We start from the raw sequence: 8,447 nt of genomic DNA on the forward strand, positions 1-8,447 counted from the left end.
CAATGACGATGTGGAGACGGAGGCGACCTAATCCGACGGGAGCCGCGAGAACCGGAAATTGCAGTGGCTCGCGCCGCCCGCCAGCGTTTGTGTCCTCTCCAGGCGGATGCCTCGCGTCGCATAGGCGTCGAAATCGAGCCCGCAGATGTTCGGCAGGATGTCCTTGTCGCCATGGCGGGCCGCGAATTTGCAAAAGCCGCAAGCCTTGTAGTTGATGCCGAATTCAAAGTCGTCACCTCGGCCCGGCTCGACGAAATCGTAGACGAAATCCTCGGGAAACTCTGTCTGATGGCTTTCCGAGGCGCTTTGCGTCGCCTGCTCGCGCAGCAAAGCCTGATTTTCCAACGACATGAATTGACGCCCCGCGGCGAGACGTTCCGCTTCTGATACGGTCAGCAATTGCGCCTTGTAGGTTTCCCGCTCGATCTCTCCGATCACGGACAGCGGCACGCCGTGTCGGCGCAGCACCCGGCTGATGGTCATGAAACCCATGAGACGCATGAAGAAGTCGCTCATGCGGCTTGTCGCACCTCCGACATAGGGCATTTGGGTGAGCACGATCTCGAATTCGTCCATCACATCCCGCCTGATCCCGTCAATCTCGGATAGCTGCGCGCGCTCGCGTAACATCACTTCGGCCAAGTCGAGGCGATGGCGCATGGCGGCCTCCATTGCACCGCGATGCGACTCGTAAAAGGGATGGACGGTCTCAACCATTGGACACCTGAAATAGTTGCCCCATTGCAAAGCCGGCGAAGCCGGTTTCATGCCGCGGCGATCGCCTCGATCTCCAGCAGCCATTTGCTGTCAACGGTCTCAACGACCACGACCGTCAGCGCCGGCCGATGTCCGCCGAGCACCGTGCCGCGAATGGTGCGGTTGGTCACGACCTGATTCCGGTCAGTCAGGAACGTGGTGACCTTGACCAGATGCTCGACGCCAAGGCCAGCGGCGGCGAGCACCTCGATCACGTTGCGCCAGGCCTGCTCGCATTGCGCGTCAAAACCTTCGGGCACGGTGCCGTCGGATCTTTCAGGCACCTGACCGCTGATGAACAGCAGGCGGCGATGCTGGCTTAGTTCAAGTCCCATGCTGTAACCGCCGGCGGGAGGGTGGACCGTTGCGGGATTGTGGCTGGCAATGTGAGCCATGTCAGTTTGCCTCCTGTTCGACGAATTCGAGCGCCACACCATGCACGGTGGCGGGTGGTACCAACAGCATGGCACCGGTCATCTCGAAGCCGACGCCATGATGTTGCAGCGTTCGCCTCGTCGCATCCAGATCAGCGACCGCCAGACGCGCCGCGCAAAAGCGCGGCGAAGCGCTGTTCGCGAGGCCCGGCAACCGGCGCGCCAACTCGGACGGGTCAAGCAAGGTGATCTGATCGCAGCGCTCACCAATCGTCAGCCGCCCGGGCGCAAGTTCGGCCGCACCTTCCGTGAGGCGCTCGAGAAAATCGCGATGCGCCGCCGGCTCCGCGACCGACATCACCACCTCGACCACGCGGAGGGCGCCGTTGGGATGACGCTGATACTGCGCCTTCCAGAACAGTTCCGGGGGGTGACGCTGCTGGCAGGTGAAGAACGCGATCCCGGGCATGGCGGGATCGGTGGCAAAGGCCAGCGAAAACGCGACGCGCGCCGTGTCTCCGCCCGGGAGCACCGCGTCACGGCCGAAATCGAACGGAGCGGAGGTCCCGATGCCATCGGCCCTGAAGCGCGCTGCATCGGCATGGGCGTCGGTGCTGTGCAAGGCCAGCAACGACATTCCTTCGGCGCGGCTAAGAAAATCGCGGTTGTGAGCCGCGAAGCTGAAGCGGCCCGGCGCGGCCGGAGGAACCAACGCATCGTCGGTGACGGCCAGCAACTCCAGAAAATTGTCGGCGAACTGCGCAAGGCGGTTGCTTGTTCCGAATGGGTGCACACCGGTCGGCGTGAGGTTGAAGCCCAGCGTCTGCCAATCCAGCGCAGCCTGTTCCAGATCGTGGACGCAAATGACGAGATGATCGATTCGGCGCGGCATGGGGTTTCTCCGGATTGCAGGCTGACCGTATCCGGCGGCATCACTGCTTCGCAAAGCATCATTCCTGCGGTTCAGCGCAAGAAAATCTATTGCAAGGCCACGGCCCATCGGTGTCAAACTGCACTGCAATGACCTACACCCTTCCACCTCTCAACGCGCTCCGCGCATTTGAGGCCGCCGCCCGGCATCTCAGCTTCAAGCTGGCCGCGCACGAGCTGCATGTGACGCCTGCGGCCGTGGGGCAGCAGGTGAAAGCGCTCGAAGCGCGCCTCGGCGTGCAGCTATTCGAGCGGCTGCATAAGCAACTCATTCTCACCGCGGCCGGTCAGGCCTATCTGCCCGGGGTATCCGATGGCTTTCGCCATATTGCGGATGCGACCTCGCAATTGAAACCGGCGGGCGCGGTGCTGCTGCAATTGGGCGTCCATGGCAGCTGCGATCTGCGCCGCCTCGGATTGGCAGAGTTTCGCGGCGCGCATGCGGACATCGGTTTGCGGGTGCTGCAGCCCGCCGGCCTGCACGAATTGGTCGAGGGCAAGGTTGACCTGCTCATCGCCCGCGGTCTCGGCCACCATCCGGGCTATCGCTTCGACCGGCTCAATGAGGGACCAGGCCTCGGCGATTGGCTGATCGCGCCTGAAGGCACCGCAGATTGCCCCGAGATCGTCAGCTTCCGCGACTGGCTGCGCGCCCTGCCGGCCGAGAGCTCGCTCGCCAATCACCGCCGCCCTCGTCTGGTCGGCACTATCGGAAGTTGAGGCGAGCGTGAAGCATGGCGCGAGCCCCCGCCGGTAGGGCCGGAAGCATTCCCTGAATCGTTTCGGCCGGAATTTGCTGCGCCCGCACTTGCGGAGCAAATAGAATAAAAACGAAGGCAAGTAGTAATGATCCAGATGCTCTGTGCATGACGGTATCGCTGGACGCGTGTCGGAGGCTTATCCCAAAACTTTGTTAGGCCGCCGCGCTTCTATAGCATCGCAAGCCTGTGGGTGATCGATGGGACTCGGACTACCGTTCGTATTGGATCTAGCTAAGAGAGTTGTAGACTAATTATGAGAGTGCGGCGGTATGGGAGCAGAACGATGAAGCGATCAATCGCGTTGCCAATATCTCTAGTGGTTGGACTCTTCGCTGCCAGTCCTCAACGGGCAAGTGCTGTAGTTTACTGTCAGTATGTAAGCTATCCTGCCCATTGCGTCGTCCGGCCGAGCGGCATCGTCTCGCCAGCCTACGAAGCCGGAAGACTCCCGCCTTCGATTGGGCCTCGGCCGAGCGGTCTCCTAAGGCAGGATCTATTCGATCGGAATAACCCAAACAACCTGCGGTCCGATTGGCCCAGTCCACCCGCTCAACCGGGCCAGTAGCAAAACGTAGCGAATAAAGTAATGGCAAAATTGCTTTGCGAGGAGGCGGGGTCATCGAAGCCGACGCGCCGGGGATTAATGGCGCGCCACTTCGCCACGGTGCATTGAGCGAGTTCGATGACTACGCGTGACGAATCTCGTCAGCCCGCCAGCATCGCACCGCGTGCCCGTCGGCCCGCGTTTCGAGCGCCGGCCCAGGCTCCTGGCGGCACACGGCTTCAGCATAGCGGCAGCGCGGGCTGAACGCACATCCATCCGGCGGATCGAGCGGATTGGGAAGGTCGCCCCCTGTCGTGGCGAGCGGTGCATGGCGCAGCGGATCGGGGATCGCGGCGATGAGGGCTTGCGTATAGGGGTGCGCCGGACGTTCGAAGATCTCGCGCCAGTCGCCATTCTCCACGATGCGGCCGAGATACATCACGGCGACCCGGTCGCTCATGTGTTCGACGACGCCGAGGTCGTGGCTGATCATGATGTAGGAGAGGCCGAGCGTCTCCTTCAATTCCAGCAGCAAATTGATGATCTGGGCGCGAATCGAGACATCGAGCGCCGACACCGGTTCGTCGCAGATGACGATCTTTGGATTGAGGATCAGGGCACGCGCAATGCCGATACGCTGGCGCTGGCCGCCGGAGAATTCATGCGGATAGCGGTCGGCCTGTTCGGGCCGCAGACCCACATGCCGCAGCATGACCACCACGCGGTCCTCGATCTCGCTCTTTGCCGTCACGCCATGCACACGCAGGGGATCTTCCAGCGTGCGGCGGACGGTCTGGCGGGGATTAAGCGAGGCGTAGGGATCCTGAAAGACGATCTGCACGGTGCGGGCCAGCGACTTTCGGTCGCCGGATTGCCTGTTGGTCACCACCTGCCCGTCCAGCACGATGCGGCCGCGCGTCGGCGTCAAGAGGCCAAGAATCRACAATGCGACCGTCGATTTGCCGGAGCCGGACTCGCCGACGAGGCCGAGACATTCGCCGCGCTTCAGCGTGAGGTCGACACCATCGACGGCACGGAGCAGCCGCCGCTCGCGGCCCAGCAAGCCGCCGCCTAGCGGAAAATGCACCGCGAGATCCTCGACACTGAGAATGACGTCGTCCGGCCTCCCCTGCGGTTCATGCATGGTGGTGACACCTCACCAGACCGCCCGCGTCCAGCCATGTCGTCTCCGGCGCGACTGCCCGGCAGATATCGGTCGCCTGCGCGCAACGCGGATTGAACCTGCAGCCATCCGGGAAGCTCGTGATGGCCGGGACGACACCCGCGATCTCCTTGAGCCGGGTACGGCCGAGCGCGGCGCGGCTGCCCAGCCGCGGCAGCGAGTCGACCAGCCCTTGCGTATAGGGATGCGAGGGCGCCCGGAAGATATCCGCCGAACCGCGCTCCTCCACAATACGGCCGGCATACATGACGGCGACGCGACGACAGACATTGGCGACCAGGCCGAGATCGTGGCTGATCATCAAAATGGCCGTTCCTCGCTCGGCGCATAGATTGCGCATCAGCTCGATGATTTCGGCCTGCACGGTCACGTCGAGCGCGGTCGTCGGCTCGTCGGCGATCAGAAGATCCGGACCGCATGCCAGCGCGATGGCGATCATCACGCGTTGACGCATGCCGCCCGACAGCTGGTGCGGGTAATCCTTCACCCGGCGCTCGGGTGCGGGGACGCGGACGCTCGCCAGCGCCTCGACCGCCAGCCGGTCTGCGTCCCGCCAGCTCTTGCCCTTGTGCAGCACGAACATCTYGGCGATCTGCCGGCCCACCGGCGAGACCGGGTTCAGCGCCGTCATCGGCTCCTGGAAGATCATGGCGATGCGGTTGCCGCGCAACTCCCGCTGCCTGGCCGCGGAAAGGTGCTGGATCTCCTGCCCCTCAAACCGGATGACGCCGCCGCCGATCGAGAGCGGCTGCCGCAACAGGCCGATCAAAGCGAGTGCGGTGATGCTCTTGCCGCAGCCGGATTCGCCGACGAGCCCGAATGTCTCGCCACGATCGATCCGGAACGAAATGCCCTCCGCCGCCGCGACCCGCCTCGCGCCGTCGTCGAGATCGATGCGCAAATCCTCGACTTCGATCAGCGGCGAGCCCGTCATGTGCGCCGGCTCCGCGATTGCGGATCGAGAATGTCGCGCAGGCCGTCGCCGAGCAAATTGAGGCCGAGCACCGTCAGGAAAATGGCGAGGCCGGGAAAGACCGAGAGCCACGGYGCCGTCGTGATCTGGTCGCGGGCCTCGGACAGCATGCTGCCCCAGCTTGGAAAAGGCGGGCGGACGCCGAGGCCGAGGAACGACAATGCAGCTTCCGACAGGACCGCGCTGCCCATGCCCAGCGTGCCGATGACGATGATGGGTCCGAGCATGTTCGGCAGCAGCTGCGTGATCATGATGCGCAAATCTCCGTAGCCGAGTACGGTTGCGGCCTGCACATAGCCCTGGCTCTTGAGCGACAGCGCCGACGCCCGTGCGATCCGGCACGTGAACGACCAGTTGGTCAGCCCGAGTGCGATGAGCAGGCTCGTCAGCCCGGGTCCAAGCACCGCCATGATGGCCAAGGCGAAGATCAGCGAGGGGATCGCGAGCATGAGATTGGTCAGCCCGTTGACGACATCGTCCCACCAGCCGCCCCAATAGCCGGCGCTCAGGCCCAGGGCCACGCCGATGACGCTGTTGATGAGCTGCGAGACGATGCCGACCGTCAGCGAGACGCGCGCGCCGTACACGACGCGGGAATAGATGTCGCGGCCCTGCCCGTCGGTCCCGAACCACCAGGTCCAGCTCGGTGGCTCTTCCGCATTCATCAGGTTGGCGTCCAGGACGGGATCGGTATGCGCCAGCCAGGGCGCGAGCAGGCCGACAAGGACCGCAAGCGCGAACAACCCCCCGCCGATGATGAGATTGGCACGGAGCTTCATGCGTATCTGATCCGGGGATCGATCACGCCGTAGAGCAGATCGATCAGCAAATTGATCGCAAGAAAGAACATCACCACCACAAGAATGGAGCCCTGGACGGCGGGAATGTCGCGCTGCAGGACACTGTCGACCAGCAGCGAGCCGATGCCCGGCCAGGAGAACAATTTCTCGACGACGACCGCCTGTCCCATCAACGCGCCGAATTGCAGGCCGGTTGTCGTGAGAATCAGGACGAGCGCATTGCGCGTCACGTGCCACTTCACGACCCGGGTCTCGCTCATGCCCTTCGAGCGCGCCGTGCGGACAAAATCGGCGGTCATGATCTCGAGGACTGCGGCGCGCGTCGTCCGGGCCAGCAGCGCCATCGGCGAGACGCCGAGTGTCACGGCCGGCAGGATCAGATATTTGAGGCTGCCATCGCCATAGCCAAAACTCGGCAGCCAGCCGAGTTTCAACGCGAACAGGTACATCAACAGCAGCCCGAGCCAGAACTTGGCCATTGAAAGGCCCGACACCGCCACGACCATCGAGGCCGTATCGATGATGCTGCCCGGCTGCAGCGCCGCGACGAATCCGAGGGGGACGCCGATCGCAATCGCAAACGCCATGGCTGCGAATATCAGTTGCAGCGTCGGCCATGCCCGTTTGGCGATCATGGCAGTGACCGGCTCGCGGGTCCGGAACGACGTCCCGAAATCACCGGTCGCGAGCTTGGCGATGTAGGACCCGAAACGCATGTAGACGGGCTCGTCGAGGCCGAGCTGCTTCTTCATGCGCGCCTCGACCTGCGGATCGGCATCGTCGCTCATGGTCGAGACGATGCTGCCCGGAACGACGCTGAACAACGCAAAGACCAGCAGCACGACAGCAAGCACGGTCGGAACGGTTTGCAGGAGACGGCGGAGCAGGAACGAGAGCATCCAGGCTTTTCCTCTCTCCCCCCACCGATCGTCGCGATGGAGGGAGCGCGAGAGCGCGTGTCACTTCGCGGGCGAGGTCTCGTCGACCCAGAGGTCTTCGACGTTCTGATGGGTCAGCTCCGTCGCGTTCAACTGGATCCCCTTGAGCCATGGCTGCACCGCCATGACCGCCTTGTTGTAGTTGAAGAACCAGACCGGGGCTTCCTCATAGAGCAGCGCATTGGCCTTTTGCAGCAGTTGGCCGCGCTTTGCGGCATCGTCGGCCTGCCCGGCCTCGTCCATTAGCTTGTCGAAGTCCGCATTCTTGAAGTTCATGTAGTTGCAGGCTGATTGCGGCGTCGACGAGTGGAAGCATTTGAGGGCGGCCTGGGGATCCGGCCCGGTCGCCTGGGAATAGACAAAGGCCTGGTAGTCGCCGCTGCGAACCACCTCCGCCAGCACCGCGGTCTCGACCTGCTTGACCTTCGCCTTGATGCCCACCCTGTCCAGCATCGGGATGACGGCCGTGACGATCGGCAAGCCCCAGCTTTCGTTCTGGCTGGTGGTCCATTCGAATTCGAAGCCGGTGGGATAGCCGGCGTCCGCGAGCAGCTGCTTCGCCTTGGCGGGATCGAAGGCATAGGGCTTCATGGTCTTGTCGTAGAGGGGAGACGTCAGCGGCAGCCAGCTGGTGGCACGATACGCCTTGCCCTTGACCAGCTTGTTGATGATCAGATCGGTATCGATCGCATAGTTGATCGCCTGCCGAACGCGCTTGTCGGCGAACGGCTTGAACGCCGGATTCATCCCCATGTACCGCGTGAAGACCTCGGCGACTTCGACGATGGTGCCCTTGAGATCGGCATCGGCCTGATAGGCGACATACTGGGCAGGTCCCAGCACCGAGGTGTCGATCTCCTTGTTGCGGAAGGCGACATCGCGTGCCGCGGCCTCGCCCATGACCGACACGATGATCTTGTCGGCGTAGGGCTTGCCCGGCTTGTAGAACCGGTCCCACCGCTCCAGAACGATGCGCGATCCCGGCACGTGCTCGACGAATTTGAATGGACCAAGACCGATCGGCTTCTGAATGAAGCTCTCCTTGGTGGCCTCGTCGGCGGGATAGATCGACGTCAGCGCGTTGAAGAAGTAGAAGCCCGGATCGACCTTCTCGGTCAGCTTCATCTCGATGGTGAAGTCGTCGATCTTCTTCAGGCCGGAGATGTCCTTGGCCTGGCCCTTCTCGAC

9 protein-coding genes are annotated in these 8,447 nt (G+C 63.2%); 1 reads left to right on the top strand and 8 read right to left on the bottom strand.

Annotation, left to right across the window (positions count from 1 at the left end; translation table 11 throughout):
- Positions 1-27: 27 nt before the first annotated feature.
- The 3 genes from ACXJL8_RS26350 to ACXJL8_RS26360 are packed head-to-tail and all read right to left on the bottom strand — an operon-like array spanning position 28 to position 2,022.
- Positions 28-717: an L-2-amino-thiazoline-4-carboxylic acid hydrolase gene (locus tag ACXJL8_RS26350; RefSeq protein ID WP_456620123.1), complete on the bottom strand. Its 690-nt coding sequence runs from the start codon at positions 715-717 to the stop codon at positions 28-30.
- A 47-nt stretch (positions 718-764) separates the two neighbouring features.
- Entirely contained in the window at positions 765-1,151 is a 387-nt protein-coding gene (locus tag ACXJL8_RS26355) for a RidA family protein (RefSeq protein ID WP_456620124.1), read from the bottom strand.
- Between the two features lies 1 nt (position 1,152).
- On the bottom strand, positions 1,153-2,022 hold the full coding sequence (locus ACXJL8_RS26360) for a VOC family protein (protein ID WP_456620125.1): 870 nt from the start codon (positions 2,020-2,022) through the stop codon (positions 1,153-1,155).
- A gap of 128 nt (positions 2,023-2,150) precedes the next feature.
- On the opposite strand from ACXJL8_RS26360, the gene ACXJL8_RS26365 reads away from it, so the two are divergent.
- Entirely contained in the window at positions 2,151-2,780 is a 630-nt protein-coding gene (locus ACXJL8_RS26365) for a LysR family transcriptional regulator (RefSeq protein WP_456620126.1), read from the top strand.
- A 727-nt stretch (positions 2,781-3,507) separates the two neighbouring features.
- Here ACXJL8_RS26365 and ACXJL8_RS26370 read toward each other — a convergent pair.
- From ACXJL8_RS26370 to ACXJL8_RS26390, 5 genes are all read right to left on the bottom strand, one after another.
- Complete coding sequence (locus tag ACXJL8_RS26370) at positions 3,508-4,509, bottom strand: ABC transporter ATP-binding protein (RefSeq protein ID WP_456685858.1); 1,002 nt, start codon at positions 4,507-4,509, stop codon at positions 3,508-3,510.
- Positions 4,502-5,482 (bottom strand): ABC transporter ATP-binding protein, encoded by a 981-nt coding sequence (locus ACXJL8_RS26375; RefSeq protein WP_456685859.1) that lies wholly within the window; start codon positions 5,480-5,482, stop codon positions 4,502-4,504. Before ACXJL8_RS26375 ends, ACXJL8_RS26370 begins: the two co-directional genes overlap by 8 nt.
- A complete protein-coding gene (locus tag ACXJL8_RS26380; RefSeq protein WP_456685860.1) occupies positions 5,479-6,300 on the bottom strand; it encodes an ABC transporter permease in 822 nt (273 codons plus the stop codon). The genes ACXJL8_RS26375 and ACXJL8_RS26380 overlap by 4 nt, the downstream gene beginning before the upstream one ends.
- Positions 6,297-7,220, bottom strand: a complete 924-nt coding sequence (locus tag ACXJL8_RS26385) for an ABC transporter permease (RefSeq protein ID WP_456620130.1) — start codon at positions 7,218-7,220, stop codon at positions 6,297-6,299. The genes ACXJL8_RS26380 and ACXJL8_RS26385 overlap by 4 nt, the downstream gene beginning before the upstream one ends.
- A gap of 60 nt (positions 7,221-7,280) precedes the next feature.
- The coding region (locus ACXJL8_RS26390) for an ABC transporter substrate-binding protein (protein ID WP_456685861.1) at positions 7,281-8,447 on the bottom strand (1,167 nt) is incomplete at its 5' end.

This window comes from Bradyrhizobium sp. P5_C11_2 (assembly GCF_054049755.1).